Here is a 15,904-nt window from a genome sequence, read left to right as displayed (position 1 = left end):
TAAGGCTGCCACACGGGGGAGCGTAGCGAGGGGCGGTGTAAGCCCCTTCACCCCGAAGGGGTGATAAAATCATCAACCTTTCTCAAATTCCTGAGTGCAGTAACAATGCCATAAATATTCTGCCAAATAATTTGCCCTGATCTATAATCAGCTACAGCTTATGAGAAGCCAATTACTTAGTCAGTCTTGTTTAATCCAGCACTGCCACTTCTCACCGTGTTCCGTTCATGGCAAATAAACGGTTCTGCACGACAGGTAAAATCTATAAGCCAGTAAACTTCGGTTGAACGCTTGAGCTTCCACAGTGGCCAGCTGAGTCAGCAAACCCGGCAGTCGTGACTTGCGTAACCCTGTGGAGGTGCCTCGGGAAGGACGAGGCGACCGGGTCGATCACCTGAAGATAATGCTTGAAAGGGTGTTATCAGAGGGTCAATCGCTTTTCTATCCAATCAGGCAGTTTTACTGCAAGGTTGTCTTTATCCCTGTGTTGGCTCCGTAGAGAGCGATACAGCGGGCTCCCGCAAACTTGCTGCTTCGGTGGCGGTTTGTCCTCGTGTGTTTTCCATCAGGAAAATACATTTTCTGCATGGCAGAGCTTATCTGTCATGCGACAGTGGAGTTCTGCCCTGTGCTTGTAACAAAGAGCATCAAGAGAGAACTTCCATGACTCACCAAGACGGTGCCAGGGATTTAGTGGCTCGCTTCGCTGAACGCTATGGCTTCAGAGAAGATGAATTGCTGAATACATTGGCTCAGACCGCTTTCAGACAGCAGAACGGCTCGCTTCCTACCCGGGAGCAATTACTTTCATTGTTGTCTGTGGCAGATCAATATCAACTCAACCCGTTCATTCGGCAGCTCTGGGGCTTGCCTGACAGAAAAGGCGCTATTCTGCCTGTGATTTCTGTCGATGGATGGATAAAAATCATGAACTCTTACCCCGAAAGCGATGGAATGGAGTTTATCTATTCAGATCAGATGGTTCGCATGGATGAGGACACCAGGAATTGCCATGAATGGGTCGATTGCGTTGTCTATCGGAAAGACCGGAGTCATCCCGTGAAGGTGCGGGAATATCTGGATGAATTATATCGTCCGGCTCCCATCAAGAATGGTAAAAAATTCCCCGGCCCCTGGCAGACTTGCCCCAAGAGAATGTTGAGGCACAAAGCCCAGGCACAGGGAATCAGGGTGGCTTATGGACTCAGTGGACTGTTTGAACCTGACGAAGCGGAACGCATTCTGGAGACCCAGTTGGGTGAACCGGAGCCTCTGTCTTTGGAAACTGTGGCGGATTGCCCGGTGGTCATAGTACCGGACAAAACTGAAACCGTGCCTCCACAGCCAGTGGAGACAACAGTGATACCGGATTCAGGAGAATCCCAATCCCCGGATATCACAGAAGCCTCTGTTGAAAGGGAAGTGATTGAAATGGAAGCGGTCGATGTGCCTGACGCTTCAGACATTGATCCACAAATCCTGTCGTTTATTGAACAGGTGGTGGGTCGTGCCAGAGACACAGGGGCATATACAGCCGCACAAGGTTTTGCCCAAGAGCGGTTTAAGGAAGATGCCAATGCTCTGAATTATTGTCTGCTCAAGCTGGATCAGGCGCAAGCAGCCAGCAATATACCTGTGTCTTCTGCGGCATAGATGTGTTTCAGGAATGGTAGCCATGAAACAGGTCAATATTGAGCAGCAGTCACAACAGTGGCTGGACTGGCGCAGATGTGGTGTTTCTGCCAGTGATGCGGCGGTGGTTTTAGGTGTTTCACCCTATAAATCCCGTTGGCAACTCTGGGCGGAAAAATCGGGTGTCATGAAAGAACCGGATTTGTCGGCCAATCCTCATGTGCTCCATGGTAGGGAGCAGGAAGACGATGCCCGCAACCAGATGGAACAGGCTCTGAACGACGCGCCGCTGTTGCCAGTGTGTGCCGAGTGGGAGCAGGATCCAGTGCTGAGGGCGAGCTTCGATGGCTTAACCAAAGACGGTTATCCCGTTGAGCTGAAATGCCCAACACAAAAAGTGTACGACGAGGTAAAAACGCTGAAGGATAAGTCAGAGGGCTATCGTCGGGCTTTTTACCAGGTGCAGTTTCAGTTGTTAGTGTCTGAAGCTTCATTGGGCTGGCTGTGTTTTTATCGGCAAGGTTTGCCGCTACTGCCTGTCTGTATTCGTCGTGATGACGCCTTGATACAGCAACTACAGCAGGAGGCGGTCAGTTTCTGGAATAGGGTTGAGGAAGCCGATGAGCCAGACAAAGACCCGAATCTCGATGTGTATGTGCCCACGGAAAAACAGGATCAACTCCAGTGGCAACAACTGGCAATGGCTTACCGCCAACGCCAGAAGTCTCTCGACCAGTTAAAGGATGAACTCGAAGCTGGAAAATTACACCAGAAGCAGTTGCAGCAACAGCTACAGCAGTTGATGGGCGATTTTAAGGCGGGTGAGTACGAAGGTCTGCGTGTCTGCCAGAGTATCTGGAAAGGTTCTGTTGACTATCAGCAGGCTTTGGAAGCTTTGTGTCGGCAACATCAGCTCAACCTTCCTGACCTTGAGCCGTATCGGCGTAAGAGCAGGCATCAAATCAAAGTCACTGTTTTAAACGACAGCGATTCAACCATAGAAACTATGGGCAGCGAATTATTGGTTTTAAACCCGTTAACTGGCTGCCAGAGCTTCTATTTCTGATTCATGTTTTATGAACCCGGATGGGGCAGAGTGTTTCCCCCATCATGGGAATCTTCTGCCCTTTTTTTGTGATTTCAAAACATATGTAACGGCAGGAGATTGATATGCCAGATGAACGACAAGCGCAGGCTGTGAACCCTCAAAGTTCTGGAAGGGTTTTGCAGCCAGCATTTTATGAACTGAATGAAACCTTCGATCTGGACAGTGACCAACTGATCCTGCTGGAAGGTTACACCGATTGCGGACACCCTGCGGTGCCTGCCCAACAACCCTATGTGTTTGACCGGGACAGGCTGCGAAAGCTGCTGGCGTTTCTGGATGACCCAATGGGTGATGCCCTGTATTTGATCGGACCGACAGGTTGTGGCAAAACCAGTCTGGTTTGCCAGGTAGCCGCAAGGTTGCACTGGCCGGTGCAAATGATTCCCGTCCACGGACGTTTAGAGTTGGATGACATGCTGGGTCAGAAGGTGTTGGACAATGGCAGTACTCCCTTTCTTTATGGAGCACTGAGCATTGCGGTCAGGGAAGGTCATATCCTGGTACTGGACGAAATGGACATTGCTGACCCCAGTGAACTCGCTGGTTTGTACGACCTGCTGGACGGTGCGCCCCTGGTACTGGCGCAGAACGGCGGGGAAATGATTCCGGTGCATCCACGCTTTCGCTTTGTCGCTACTGGCAACAGTGCGGGATCAGGGGATGGTTCTGGTTTATATCAGGGTGTGCTTCGGCAGTCGTTAGCCTGGTTAGACCGGTTTCGCTGTATAGACGTCAATTATCCTGATGAATTCACGGAGCTATCGATTCTGGAGCAAGTCGTGCCTGATCTGCCGTTGTTAGTCCGTGAAGGTATGGTGAAACTCGCCAACGAGATTCGTCGTTTGTTCACTGGCTGGTCTGACGAAGCAGGAGAAGGCGAAGCCCAGCTCAGTTGTACGCTGTCCACTCGTGGACTGGTGCGTTGGGCCAAGCTGTCGATGCGGTTTCAAGGTGCTCCAAGAGTGTTTGAATATGCACTGGAGCAAACCCTGACGGCAAGGGTTGAGCCTGCTGAGAGGCAAGCCATTCATCGGTTAGCTGAGGATATTTTGGGCGATTTGTGGCGTGGAGGTGAAGAGTCATGAGTTGTGGTACCTGCAGCGCTAAAAAAAGCGTTACCCAAATCCTGAACCAGATGTCCGTTATTTCGCTGGATTGTTCCATCTGGTCCGGTTCCCGTCGTCTTAAACCAGAAGATCTGGCGTTAGGAGAAGGAGGGCAGTTACCACCGGATGATGTGGTGTCACTGGGTTCCAAAAAACTCTGTAACCGTGAAGTTCTCAAGCCGTTTCTGCGGCTTCGGGAACAGGCTTGCAGAGTATGCTCCCGTGAAGGTGTTCGCTTTCTGGGCAGCTATGCCGTCAGTGATTTACTGGTGGATAGCATCAGCGCTGAACTGGAAAAGGTACAGGCCGACTTTGAACGACAGAAACAGGATTTTCTGGCGCAGTATGACCAGCATATTACGGAATGGGTGTCAGCTCATCCTGATTTTGCGGATGCCATACGTCGTGCGGTTCCTGAAGTCCAACAGGTGGGTCAGCGATTTGGGTTTGATTATACCGTCTACAAAGTCACGGAAGCCCCCAGGCCGGACACCCTGAACCATCAGGTCAACCGGCTTGGGAATACATTAAGGGATGAAATCAGCCGGGATGCCCAGGCACTGTTTGAACAGACTTTTTCTGGTAAACAGAAGGTCAGCCGTAAAGCGATCAGACCCATCCTGAAACTCAGGGACAAACTGAATAGTTTGGCGTTTGTTGACCAGGGGATTGCACCGGTGGTACAGCGACTGGACGCTGGATTAATGCAGTTGCCTGCACAGGGTTCCCTTGAAGGCGAAGCGTTAACCCAACTGATGGAGCGGGTACTGTTGCTTTGTTCTGTTGAGCAGATGCAACGGTGCGCTGAAGGCTTATCGGTCATAACAGAACCTGTGAAGATGCAGGTTGTAGATAAAACGGTACATTCAGTGAATGCGTCGTCTAATGCATTACAGGATGCAGTGGTTCAGGAGAACCCTGTCAACAAACAACCTACTGCAGTTCCGGCAGAGGAAGTGCCTGCTGTAGCCACCTTTTACTTTTAACTCTACGGACTGATCTCAGTCCATTTTCCCAAGCGGGACACAGTGCCTGCCGTGGGAGCTGTGTCTCATTTTTCTCTTCATTCTTACAGGAGGAACGCAGCATGGTTCCCACTTTACAGAGATCGTTACCCATTGTGGGTGCAGCGATTGGCAGAAAACTGGGCGTTCAGGTCGAAGTCTCTGGCAGACAGGCGTTTACCGATGGTCAGCGCATTGTTTTGCCCGCTTTTGACCCTGAACGACCCAGTCAGGAATTAAAATTATGGGGCTTCCTTCATCATGAAAGTGCCCACGTCCGCTACACGGATTTCGAATTGGATCAAAGCGGCTCTGCCTTCCGGCAGCGGCTGACCAATCTCATCGAAGATATCAGGATAGAACGGGCCTTGAGCCGAGAATATCCGGGCACTGCCTATACCTTGTCTGAAGTGGTTCGTCAGTTAGTAGCGGAAGGTCGTTTAGTGGCACCGGCGAAGACTGATCCACCTGTAAAGGTATTGCACGACTCTTTATTGGCAAAGCTGCGATACGAAGTGCTGGAACAGAAAGCGTTCAAGGAACAAGCAGACAAAGCAAAACAGGCAATGGAAGCCTGCTTTCCGGCGCAGCTGCTGAATGCTTTAAATTCTGTACTGGACGATGTTCCAACACTGGACAGTACCCGTGCTGCCCAGGGCATGGCTGATCAGATTATCAGTCTGTTTCAGCAAACACAGGATGATTCAGAAAGCAGCAACCACACAGGGGGCGATGAGAAAACAGATTCACTGTCGTCTGGTCTATCTGACAGCCAGGAACCGGAATTTGATTCAGTATCTGCACAAGGTACTGATGATATAACCGGTTCTTCACAGTCAGAAGAACAGAAAACGGTGAATACACCAGAAGCAATGGAGCAGCAGGAAAAAACAGATTCTACACAGGCTAATGATATGAATCCGCTAACGACACAGGGAAACGGAGACGCTTCAGAGGAGCGCAATGCTGAAGCCCCGGAAAATACTTTATCGGAAAATATCAAAACTGTGCTGGAATCAGACGACTATGACTGGCCTGATGACACGTTTGAGCAATTATCAGAGGAGCTGACCCGTTGGGGCTCAGGGCAACAGGGAGGGCTGTCAGCCATAACCACAACACCTTCAGCAGATCGTGTTGAGGTTGACGACTACGACAGGGAGGAAGGACGAATTTTGCTCCGGAAAACCAAGGCAGAATCAGCTCGGTTAGCAGCCCAGTTAACCGGACTGGTTCAGGCAAAAACCTTATGCAAGGACAGAACTGGCAAACGAGGTAAAAAACTGGACGGTAAACGGCTGCATCGCATGGCTGTGGGTGACAACCGCCTGTTCTGCAAGCGATCTGAAGCTATCACCATTAATGCCACGGTTCACCTCTGTCTTGATATTTCGTCGTCTATGGCTCCAAGAATGGAACTGGCAAGAGAGGCGGTACTGGCTCTGGCTTACTCCCTGAACCAGATCAGTGGGGTCACTGTGTCCGTTTCTGCTTATCCTGGCAGTCATGACAGCGGCGTCTTTGAGGTAATGAAACCGCATGACCGGCTTCAGGATGTGGCTGCGGTTTTGACGGTTCTTAATGACCATGATTCCACGCCCATGGCTACCGGACTCTGGCACAGTGTTCATCAAGTGCTCCGAACCAAAGCAGAGCGTCGTTTAATCATCATGATAACCGACGGTGTGCCCGATTGTGACCATTTTCAACCCGTTATGGAGTTGGTAAAACGCTGCGTGCAGTCAGGCATTGACGTATTTGGTTTAGGAATTAATGTGAACTCGGTGAAGAGTTTATTCCCGCAGAGTGTGGTGATTACTCAGCTGAATGAACTGAAATTGGCTTTGTTTGATCATGCAAGGCTTTGGTTGGTTGCCTGAGTATTGAGGATTAAGGGTTGGCTATTGTCAGCCCTTTTTTCTGACCTATCCGAAAGCAGCAGCTGCTTGAGGTAACCAAAAACCTCGCCTTAAGTCAGCTCAAGCCAGGCTTTGAGTTTCTGATAGTGGCTGCCTTTCCAGTAAACCTGTTTACAGTTTTGGCACTGGAAAAATTCAGAGAAATATAACCGTGTCTGATCCTGAAGCAGAGGGCGGATCTGTTCTGCTGCCACAGGCTCTATAACATCATTGCACAGGCTGCACCGGGTAAAAGGCTTAAACTGATTTTCAAGTTGTAATGCAAGAATGAGTTCTTTCAGTTGCAGGCGGGGCAGGGTGTTCCTCAACCAGTAACCATGAGTTACACGACGATATTTCAGGATGCCTAAATCCCTCGTCAGAATGACTCGCTTTTCGTTCAGGGCGATTTCTACGATTTCCTCGTCTTCGTAATCATTCCTGTACAATGTATCAAAGCCCAGAATCCGCAAATATCTGGCCAGCTTGCCAAGGTGAACATCTGCGATAAAGCAGGGATTTCGTAATGGCGCAGGTCGCAGCTTTTGCAGTCCATAAAGGTCAAGACGCTCAAAGACCGGATAGACAGACACCCGTTCACCACCCGAAATGCATTGGTCAAAGCCGGATGATTGACCATCAATCAGGATTAAATCAACTTCCGTATGGGGAACTTGCTGAGCTTCAATGGCGTCTTTTATGGATGGAGTGCCGATAAAATGATACGTCTTCTGCTGATGGCGGCTATCTATGGGCAAATAGTCGTTCAGTTCCGCGTAGAAGCGGAAACGGGCTTGTCTTGAAATAAAATGGTGAGTGTGTTCAGTTCTCTTTGCCATACTGTGCACCCCTGCGGGGATTCCCCGGAATCAGAGTGGCAATTCTACAATGGCAACTATCAAGACGAGAATAACGAGCCCGTACCAGAAAAATTGATCCTTCCGGGCTCATAACTGAGAGCATCACGATACCCGGTTCAAGTAGTAAGGCAGGGGGCGACAACCCGGTCAGAATTCAGGTGTGATTGAGGGCAAATAAACAGTAAGACCATATCTGAAGAGGCTTTCAGCTGGTGAACAACACCTGCTGGAATGGTAAAATTATCTCCTGCAACCACTGGCCGGAAGTTAATGCTGTCATCCTCCTCCATTTTATCGGCTGCGGCAGTGTAAATAACGCCTTCTCCTGAGAGGATGGAATAAATTTCATCACCTTCAATATGGTAGTGACAGCCGACTTTATGGCCTTTTGGTATCTCAGTACAAAAAAGGCAGAAATCTTGACCTGATGAGAGAGTGGCAATGGAGATGCCGACGCTTTCGTCTTTTTTGGCCTGTGCTAATGCTTCTTTGATATTGGTGATACTGCTCATGAACTTAGAACCTGTTGCTTGGTTTTGTTGTGTGTTGAAATATTGGTTATAAAGTGAGCAATATCAAGTTGTCAGGTGGTTTTTTTTTTCACACGTATGCCTTGGTAGGAGTGATATTCAGATTTTTTCGGACCCTGGTGAAGAGGGTGTCGATAGCTCCTTCTGTATTCAGCTCTACATCAGCAAAGATTTCCCTTGTTGGCCGCTCCTTTTCGGAGCTACCACCATAAAGGCGAGCCCGGCTCAAGAAGTTACACTAATGCAAGTTAGCCCATCAGTTTCCCTCGGTAATCACACTACTACAGCAGCTTATGTTTGGTTGACAATGTAAGTCGTCAACAACCCCTGTAGCACCATCCATTTAATAAAATCCTCGTTAAATATCACCATAAAGTACTTCAATCATCATACTCTCATGTTCTGCAATCACTTCGGGACAATCAGGCCCCCAATCCTCATAACTCATCATGAAAATCTGTTTCAGGCTTTCCACCGTTGTTGCCTTCTCATAATGATCCTTCTTGGCTTTGGGCAGATAGTTACTAAGTTTTGAGTTATTACTTCGGCTGATCAGACAAAGGTTACCAAAGCTGTCTACACCGTTGGGCAGGGTATCACTCTCCTTCAGCTTATTGCCGGTAATGGGATGCTGTGGATAATAGTGCTCAACAGATGTGCGGAAAGTGAAGCTGAAACTATTAAGGCGTTGCCTAATATACTTCATATCAACACCATCAAATGGCACATTGTTAATTAATCGTTTCCAGAGTTGATAGTCCAGCCGGTTAAACAGGAAATTCTGTACATTGGTGCCTAGTGAAAGATTATCCATATCAAACTCATCAGGTAGCTTTGCATCTTTATAGATGAGTTCGTAGTAATCAATGGGCTCCCCACCACTATTTACTCCATACCTGCCATAGAAAAACGAATCGCTTAACCTTTCCAAATGTGCGAGGTAGTCTTTGCCCTCTATTGTCCAATATTCATTATCCATACTGGTTGTACAGAGATATTTCAGAGCAGCATTCAACCAGTGCTTATACACTTGTGCAGGGAATGAAACGTGAAACATGGAAAGGAGCATAATAAGTTGCGTGTTCAGTTTTTCGTCATCACAGCTATTTACATAACCAAAGCTTTTTTGCTTGCCGTTTTTATAAAGTTTCAGCGATTTAAGACTCCAATCCTCCTCGTTCTCCCGTTTGATAATGTAGCTGTCAAACAGCATGCGAATCTTCAGCAGCTCTATCACAAACCACCCGGATGACTTGTCCTTCGGCATGTATTCACTAAAAGATTCCAGAAGGCGCTTGTCATCCAGGGGAACATCGTCTTCGGTTAGCAGCCTTAACGCATGCAGCAGAAAGTTAGGGAACGTCACAATAGTGCTGAAGGTTCCTGCCTCTTCTGATACTGTTTTGGGTCGACTGAGTTTCAATGCAGGCTTTTCAATAATAGCGGCCAAAGATAGCTCTTTGCTGTAGTCAGCGGATTCTGCAAAAGCACTACAGAGGTCATCAAAGTCTACGGGCATATGATTCCAGTCTCTGCCGAAAACTTTTTCACGATAGGCTGAGTTGATCCCCAGCTGCACATACCGGTTCATATCCGCACAAGCATCCCAGATAGCAGCAAAAGCAGTCCGTTCCAAATCCCCCAGATCTTTCATCATCCGGGCTTTAAGGACTTCATGCTTTTCCAGCTGCTCGCCCCGGTTATTCATAATCTCGAAGTAGTGGTTCAGATCGGTATCTTCTGGTACCACCACTCGCAATATTTTTACCTTGTGGAGCAAATAGTTTGTGAAAGCATCAACATCACACTCAGGCTGGGCCAGAAAGCGGCGGGCAACCTCGTAGGCAGAGCGGATTGTTCGCTCTTCCGGTTCGTCGGTAGCTTGCTCCGGATTTTTAAACAACCTTCTAAGGGTTTGGTCTGATTTAGGGCGACTGTCAAAGCCGAGGTTAATATGATCAATGTGATCCAGACTCTGCTTATAAGCATGTTTCAAAACAGAGAGAATAATGCTCAGGGTCGTATGGCGCTGCTGTCCGTCAATCGTTTCATAAACTCCATTTTTCCGTGTGTAGACGACGAGGCTGCCAATAAAATAATCAGAGTCCTTATTTTTAGTGGCGACATCCATAATATCCTGAATCAGCTGTTCAACTTCCGGCTCACCCCAGGCATAGTTGCGCTGGTAGATAGGAATAACATATTGGCCGTTTTTAAACAGTTCAGAGACCGACAGCTCGGTAATGTCTTTATGCTGATCGGAAAGCTGTTTGTTGTCTGGTTCGGATGTTTTCATTACTGCATACACCTTAGGTCTTTAAACTTGGCAATCAACCCCTCTACCTTGGTGCTCTTATTTTTGACAAAGGTTTCTTCAAGTGGGGCGATGGGATAAGACAATACCTGGTTGTGATGTAACGCTCGTTTGATGGTACTGATAAGGCCGTCAGGTTCCCTGGCATGATTATCAATGGATTCAATCACCACCCGATGTTGCTCCAGGCGAATGCGATAACTCCATAAAAAGCAGATTGTTGCGGCACTCTCCAACGCCTCATCGCCAAACCGGTCGTAGTAAAACATCACTGCACAGTAGAAGAGGTTTCGCACATAGTGGTCCCCCTTGCGACTGCGCCCCTCATAGTTATTGATGGTTTTCAGTAGTGCAGCCAATTCAGGCTTATCATCAATAAACAGTGTTTTGTAGAGCGTGATGTAGTGCTGAACATATTCAAAAAAACGTTTGCCATTCAGTAGGGTCTGATTCACTTGGAATGGGTAACCCATCTTATGCTGATCCCACTGACGAACCCGGTCCTGATTGTAATGGTCCACCTGATAATCCAGAGCCCGCATTGCTGCAGCAAGCGGGTATTTGTTCTGATTCAGATTCACGCCCTTGAACACATCAATATGATGTCGTGTAAACCATCGCCCCGGCTGAACGTCAGACCAACAGCGCAGTCGGAACAGATAATCACTCATAATGGTGTGCAGGCTGGGAAGATTCTCCCTCTGTCCTTTATCTGAGACATTATTATCCGGGGTTATGCTGCTCTCCCAATCCGCTACGCAAAGGGTGCGCTCATCCTCGGTATTATCGACCATCTCCCGAAGGTGGAACGCCTTTAGCAGGTCATAGGGTTCCAGGGCTTTGCCCCGGGCATTTTGTGAATCAAAAAACTGAAATGCTTCGCTCAGGTCATTCAAAGTAACCGTAATCAACTGGCATTTCTGTTGCACAAAATCGACCAGAGCCTCACGGTCTGATTCTGACAGCTGTTTTGTACGGCTTTCGATGACGGCCGCATTATGTCGCAGATTTTCCTGAGTCATTGCAGAGTCAAAGGTTTGCTCCAGCAGCTTTGGTCGGAAAGATCTCTCTTTATCTAGTAGCACCGATAACAGGGTGAGGGTCAGGAGCCGTTGTTGGCCATCAACAATATTCAGCTGACCTTCTTGCTCATCCTTATGCAAGACAATGGTGCCCAGCCGGTAGCTGCTTTTGCCACGATGAAAAATGACATCATCCAATAGCTGGTTAACGTGCTTGTCTTGCCATTTGTAGGGGCGCTGATAGCTCGGAATGCTCAGTGACATACTCAGCATTGCCTTAACCGGCAACACCTTCTTGCTGATAATGGACATTTACGACAATGCCTCCTGGCACAGCACATTCGCCAGATGCAGATGGGTTTACTTCTGATGAAATAGGAACTGTGACAAAAGTTGAAAAGGGTCTGCAATATTGTGAAAGCAATGTTTCATATTAAGTGAGTGCATTCCAGCATAAAGTCTGAGTATAGCACTCGCAGGTATCAACAAGTGCCAAACAACCGATTTCCTGTATCTGTCTGCCCCTCTCCCACATAAGAGTTGGTCGACGTACGGCTCACAATAAAATCCAACTCCGGATATTTTTCATCAATCACGGCTTTAAAGCCATCCTGCATAACCACGGCGATAGAGGTTACACTCGCTGCTTCACTGCAGGCACTGATGTATCCCATCAGTGTTTTACCAGAGTCAATAACTGAGTCAACCAATACCACATCACGCCCCTTGATCAGCTGAGGCTTCAAATCATCCGGTTTTTCGCTGAGCACATACAAATGAGCTGACTTCCCAAACAACTGTCTCACGCCCTCAGCAAGATAGAGCCCAGCTCTTAGCAGGCAGACCAGTGTCACATTTGAGCAGTCTAAAGCCAGATCTCCTCCTTCTTTACCTTGAGGGTTCGTTACCGTGATTTCCTGTAGAGGCAGCTTATCCAGGTACTTCTGCCCAAGCACCTTTCCGATTTCTCTGTGTACTTCCGCCAATTCGTTACCATGGATTTCAATGGATCTGGATTGTGCGTTAAGTGTCTTCAAAAAGTGACTGTCATTCGATACAACGTAAAGCATTTAGATTCCTTCGAGCTTTATAAGGTGGAGATCCTTGTGGTCTTCCAATCTGTTTATATGTTTGGGATTAATCTGGTCTGAATAGACATAGTGAGCTTTGTGACTTACGTTGAGCATCCCGATATCAACACTGCCATTACCAAAAGCTGAAACATGAAGATTCTGATCAACCAGCAACTGTGCCAGTAACAATTTGCTCTGGTCTGTGACCAGGCAACCATATGACCCAAAGCTGGCACCACCGATAATAACATCAGCCTGAAACGCACTGGAGTTCCAAGCTTTCGGAAAACCGCACGACACAAATACGATAACGGCGCCATCATTTCTCAGTTTCCGAAGCGTCCGGAGCATTACTGGGTTTATTTCCAGTGATCGGCTGGCGTCTTCAACCATTTTCCTGATCAACGGTTCAGTGATGCTAAAGTCTAGATAGTTGGAGACGTCTATAAACGCATCATGACAATAAGCTGGGTACTGTTTAAAAATGGCAGTTACACTATCAACTACAGGTCCTTCATGAAAAAACTCATACACGTCGTTATGGTTTAACGTCCCGTCGCAGTCGCATAGTACCACCGATTGGTATCCAGAGTCCGCAATGCCCTTACTGATTTTCCGAATAACCAATCCGGAAATGTGTTCAATGAATGCGCGCTCAATACTATCAGCAGAGTTATCACCATTGAGTTGATGCAAGTCAATAGTGTTTGCAGAACACACTGCTTGCAACGATTGCCACTCATACACCTGCCACTGTTCAATTTGCTGTAGGGTAAAATCACGATTTCGGGATACGTCAGACTGGCATTGCAACAAAATAGCTTCCGGTGATTTATGCAGGAAGAAAATCACATCGTAAAAATCAGCATCCGCATCAGTCCAGGCATCTTCAAACCCATCCACTTTCAGAAAGCTGTAATGGCCAGCAATCACCAAATGCTTCTCTGCTTTCACAAAGACACTCTGAAAATAGTCGATCGCCCTGAAACGGTCTTTGGCTTTTTCCTGAAGGCTCTTGCGTTTAAACACTGCCAGCCCACCCTCAGATACAGCATCAATTACCCGGGAGCCATCTATCACCTGTACTGAATGTGAATACTTTTCCAGCCGTTGAGTCAGGGTCGTTTTACCAACACCAGAAACCCCATAAATACCAATACGGAGCGGTTTGGTCACCATTACAGAACGCCCTTCATTGTAGACAAGAAGGACTTACGAGAGTCGCACGAATAATCCGGAGTATGGTATTCCAGCAGACAGTCCCGCACACAATCATTGGCGACGCTGCAGGTCTTGCAATCTTCGCGGGCCGGCCAGTGCCGTTTCATTCGCTCCGGAAACACATGAATGGAGTCGTCTATATTCCCTAGCAGCCATTGCGGTTTACCAAACATACGACCACATGGGTAAACCTCACGGCCCATGTAAATCACAAAATTACTGCCAGCGCCGCAACTGCCGCCAAACATTGTGCAAACCTTGTCTGGCCTGCCTTCAAAGTTCCGGCGGTAAGCTTCAAGGTTGCCAATTTCCACATCATGAAGTCCGGCATCAATAAATTTCTGATGAATATCCTGAAGAAACCGGTAGTACTCCTCGTAGCTAATCTCCATAACGGAATCAGGCGTATCCACAAGCCGGTCAAAAATCACCTTGGTAAAGCTGGAGGCCTTAATGAAAGCAACATAAGCATCCAGACCATCAAGCAGGTCACGGGTTAAGGTCGTATTAATGACCACATCGAAACCTGTACTTCTCAGGATTTCAATGCCCGCCATCACCCGTTCAAATGAACCTTTCCCCTGATGATCCAGCCGATGACGGTCATGGATAACTTTAGGTCCATCCACGGAGACACTCGGCACAATGCCAAGCTGTTTCATTTCTTTCGCAATAGTAGGAGTCACCAGTGTTGCATTGGTCACGGTGTAAAACTTGATGGATTGCTGTTCCGGATAAGCCTTATGGAAGGCGGCAACACCATCCCGGATATTCGTCCAGTGAATCAGCGGTTCGCCACTGCCTACAAAGTTGATTTTGATTTTTTTCTCAAAGCCAAAGTCCAGGTGATACAGCAGGCTCTTTTCGAGAATGGTGAAAATCTCGTCGCCACTTAAGGGCTTGCTTTTTTCGACCCGATTTTCCGGATGGAAAAAGTAGCAATAATCGCAACCCAGATTACAAACGGTATTGACGGAAATACAGATTCTCTCTACTTGCTCCACAACAGAATCCACCGGAATCAGCGGTATCATAGTCGGGTCAACTACCTCAATCACGTTTAAACTTCCTTTAAAAGTTGCACAATACTCTGATGGTTATTTTCGATGGCATAGTCAATCGCGAGCCGGTCATCCCGATCCCGAATCATTACATCGGCTTCCAGTTCCAACAGGTAGCGCACTATAGGTTCATGACCTTTAATGGCTGCTTTTATCAGCGGTGTGAAACCATTGTTATCCGCCTGATTAATGCTGAAAGCGATCTTATCGTGGGAGCAGATATGACGAATCACATTCAGCGCTCCATCCCAGGCGGCAATCAGTAACGGCGAATTCCCCCGGTTTCTGCCTTGAGCTGTCAGATGAGGGTTGGCGCCGCACTCAATCAGCTGATCCATGGTTTTAATCTGTCTGCGCTGGGCGGCATGACAGAAAGCAGTCATTTTCAGCTTCGCCTGATCACGCATATCCAGATCAATAGAAGATTGTTGCAGCAGAAACCCCAAGGCCTTGAACCGCTTTTTCCGGATACAGTCGATCAGTGGCGTATACCCATCCTTAAGGTAGAAATTGAAATGGTTATCGCTACTCTGCCGTATCCAGAGACGCACCGGTTCAAAATCTTCTTCCGTCAGCAGGCGGAACATTCGCTCCCGCTCAGGGGTTAAACGATGACTGCTTTCTGTCACCGATTGGAGGAAGGCTTCTAACGATTCGCTCTCAATACCCATGCCTTTTGCGCGGTTACGCATCCCAACATCGTTAGAAACCAGCAGTAACTGATTATTGCTACAGCATGCCAGCGCCTCGGTCAGAATACGCTCATCATTTCGCTGGCTGCCCTGAGATGCTGCTTGTCTGGCACGTATGTTATTTCTCTCAATATGATGAAGTGCCAGTTGAGCCTGTTCCTGATGCTCTCTTTTGGTTTTACGATAATCCAGCTCATCAAGGATGGTTTTTGGTAGAAATATCCGTTGTGAAAAGCGATTGAGTAGTTCCGGATTTATAAGTAACACATTGGTATCAAAGATTATTTTCTTATAATTCATAAGGTCCTGTAGCCTTAATTTCAAGCTAAAGAGCAACTCCATAGTTCCACGTTATAACCCTTAGGTAATAACTGTCCGGTTAA

At 47.7% G+C, this 15,904-nt stretch carries 13 protein-coding genes; 5 read left to right on the top strand and 8 right to left on the bottom strand.

Annotated elements, in window-relative coordinates:
- Positions 1 to 663: 663 nt before the first annotated feature.
- From K7B67_RS09640 to K7B67_RS09620, 5 genes are all read left to right on the top strand, one after another.
- The gene (locus K7B67_RS09640; protein ID WP_252180127.1) at positions 664 to 1,653 is read left to right on the top strand and encodes a recombinase RecT; all 990 of its coding nucleotides are present in this window, start codon (positions 664 to 666) and stop codon (positions 1,651 to 1,653) included.
- Between the two features lie 22 nt (positions 1,654 to 1,675).
- The gene (locus K7B67_RS09635) at positions 1,676 to 2,698 is read left to right on the top strand and encodes a lambda-exonuclease family protein (RefSeq protein ID WP_252180126.1); all 1,023 of its coding nucleotides are present in this window, start codon (positions 1,676 to 1,678) and stop codon (positions 2,696 to 2,698) included.
- Between the two features lie 104 nt (positions 2,699 to 2,802).
- Positions 2,803 to 3,825, top strand: coding sequence for an AAA family ATPase (locus K7B67_RS09630; protein ID WP_252180125.1), 1,023 nt, complete (start codon positions 2,803 to 2,805; stop codon positions 3,823 to 3,825).
- Positions 3,822 to 4,832 (top strand): DUF3150 domain-containing protein, encoded by a 1,011-nt coding sequence (locus tag K7B67_RS09625; protein WP_252180124.1) that lies wholly within the window; start codon positions 3,822 to 3,824, stop codon positions 4,830 to 4,832. The genes K7B67_RS09630 and K7B67_RS09625 overlap by 4 nt, the downstream gene beginning before the upstream one ends.
- 101 nt (positions 4,833 to 4,933) lie before the next feature.
- On the top strand, positions 4,934 to 6,730 hold the full coding sequence (locus K7B67_RS09620) for a VWA domain-containing protein (protein WP_252180123.1): 1,797 nt from the start codon (positions 4,934 to 4,936) through the stop codon (positions 6,728 to 6,730).
- 89 nt (positions 6,731 to 6,819) lie between these two features.
- On the opposite strand, the gene K7B67_RS09615 is transcribed toward K7B67_RS09620, so the two are convergent.
- From K7B67_RS09615 to K7B67_RS09580, 8 genes are all read right to left on the bottom strand, one after another.
- On the bottom strand, positions 6,820 to 7,587 hold the full coding sequence (locus K7B67_RS09615; RefSeq protein WP_252180122.1) for a Mut7-C ubiquitin/RNAse domain-containing protein: 768 nt from the start codon (positions 7,585 to 7,587) through the stop codon (positions 6,820 to 6,822).
- A 137-nt stretch (positions 7,588 to 7,724) separates the two neighbouring features.
- Complete coding sequence (locus tag K7B67_RS09610) at positions 7,725 to 8,120, bottom strand: cupin domain-containing protein (protein WP_252180121.1); 396 nt, start codon at positions 8,118 to 8,120, stop codon at positions 7,725 to 7,727.
- Between the two features lie 376 nt (positions 8,121 to 8,496).
- Positions 8,497 to 10,434 carry a DUF262 domain-containing protein gene (locus K7B67_RS09605; RefSeq protein WP_252180120.1) on the bottom strand — a complete coding sequence of 646 codons (1,938 nt, stop codon included), beginning with the start codon at positions 10,432 to 10,434 and terminating at the stop codon, positions 8,497 to 8,499.
- Positions 10,434 to 11,786, bottom strand: a complete 1,353-nt coding sequence (locus K7B67_RS09600) for a DUF262 domain-containing protein (RefSeq protein WP_252180119.1) — start codon at positions 11,784 to 11,786, stop codon at positions 10,434 to 10,436. Before K7B67_RS09600 ends, K7B67_RS09605 begins: the two co-directional genes overlap by 1 nt.
- Positions 11,787 to 11,956: 170 nt before the next feature.
- On the bottom strand, positions 11,957 to 12,511 hold the full coding sequence (locus K7B67_RS09595; RefSeq protein ID WP_252180118.1) for a uracil phosphoribosyltransferase: 555 nt from the start codon (positions 12,509 to 12,511) through the stop codon (positions 11,957 to 11,959).
- A gap of 33 nt (positions 12,512 to 12,544) precedes the next feature.
- Positions 12,545 to 13,726 carry an ATP-binding protein gene (locus K7B67_RS09590; protein WP_252180117.1) on the bottom strand — a complete coding sequence of 394 codons (1,182 nt, stop codon included), beginning with the start codon at positions 13,724 to 13,726 and terminating at the stop codon, positions 12,545 to 12,547.
- Positions 13,726 to 14,826: a radical SAM protein gene (locus tag K7B67_RS09585; RefSeq protein ID WP_252180116.1), complete on the bottom strand. Its 1,101-nt coding sequence runs from the start codon at positions 14,824 to 14,826 to the stop codon at positions 13,726 to 13,728. The genes K7B67_RS09590 and K7B67_RS09585 overlap by 1 nt, the downstream gene beginning before the upstream one ends.
- A 2-nt stretch (positions 14,827 to 14,828) precedes the next feature.
- Positions 14,829 to 15,821, bottom strand: a complete 993-nt coding sequence (locus tag K7B67_RS09580; RefSeq protein ID WP_252180115.1) for an ankyrin repeat domain-containing protein — start codon at positions 15,819 to 15,821, stop codon at positions 14,829 to 14,831.
- Positions 15,822 to 15,904: the final 83 nt, after the last annotated feature.

This window comes from Endozoicomonas sp. 4G, assembly GCF_023822025.1.
GTDB lineage: Bacteria > Pseudomonadota > Gammaproteobacteria > Pseudomonadales > Endozoicomonadaceae > Endozoicomonas_A.
Note: the sequence above shows the minus strand (reverse complement) of the source record. Positions and strands in the feature narration are given on the sequence as shown.